Here is an 852-nt window from a genome sequence, read left to right as displayed (position 1 = left end):
CCGTTACTGGCATTCACTGCACCAAATGCACTTAAACGTGATTGGGCCGCTTGAACCTGAATTTGTGCCCGTTTATAGCTGTTATAAGCACGTTGATAGTCCTGTTTTGCTGAAATGCCCTGTGACCAAAGCTGACGCTCACGATCATAGTCTTGTTTCGCCAGTTCAAGGTTGGTTTGTTCAATTTTAAGATTGGCCTGCTGATCAACTAGATCAGGAACAAGCAACGCAGCCAAAGGCTGTCCTTTCTGAACTTTTTGANGTTCAAGGTTGGTTTGTTCAATTTTAAGATTGGCCTGCTGATCAACTAGATCAGGAACAAGCAACGCAGCCAAAGGCTGTCCTTTCTGAACTTTTTGACCGAGTTCTACATAGACATTTTCTACATGACCACTAAAACTCGGTGAGACGTGCGCTTGCTGGTCAGTATTCACATTCAGTTTGGCAGGATAAGAACTTAATTTAACCACCGGGCCTTGATCGACCGCTGATAATTGTATGCCCTGTTCCACCAGTTGCTTGGCAGTCAGGCTCACACCTTCTGCATGCTCTTCGGTTTCACCACCATGTTCTTCTCCCCCTTCTTCCTCGGCATGTTCATCTGATGTTTCAGATTTATTCTTACCCGTTAAGATCAAGAAAATACTGAGGAGTACGGTAGCGCCGATGACCAAACTAATCAGTAGGGGTTGAGAGATTTTTCCGCTCTGTTTTTTTAAGCTGTTTTTAAGATCGAACATGTTAATTTCCCCCACCAATGACAGGCATGGCCTGTATGTCTTGCCATAAATTTTGATTGATTTGTGCAATAGCATCTTTCGACATGACTTCACTTGGGCTAATGCCTAAGCT

The 852-nt window shown here is 43.9% G+C and carries 2 protein-coding genes; both read right to left on the bottom strand.

The genetic code is table 11. The features are described 5' to 3' along the window. Nucleotides 1-740: efflux RND transporter periplasmic adaptor subunit (locus H4I94_RS16165; protein WP_261183726.1), on the bottom strand; the 740-nt coding region annotated here is incomplete at its 3' end. Between the two features lies 1 nt (nucleotide 741). Beyond that, nucleotides 742-852: hypothetical protein (locus H4I94_RS16160; protein WP_261183727.1), on the bottom strand; the 111-nt coding region annotated here is incomplete at its 5' end.

The organism is Acinetobacter sp. T_3_1, from assembly GCF_025377055.1.
Lineage (GTDB): Bacteria > Pseudomonadota > Gammaproteobacteria > Pseudomonadales > Moraxellaceae > Acinetobacter > Acinetobacter kookii.
Note: the sequence above shows the minus strand (reverse complement) of the source record. Positions and strands in the feature narration are given on the sequence as shown.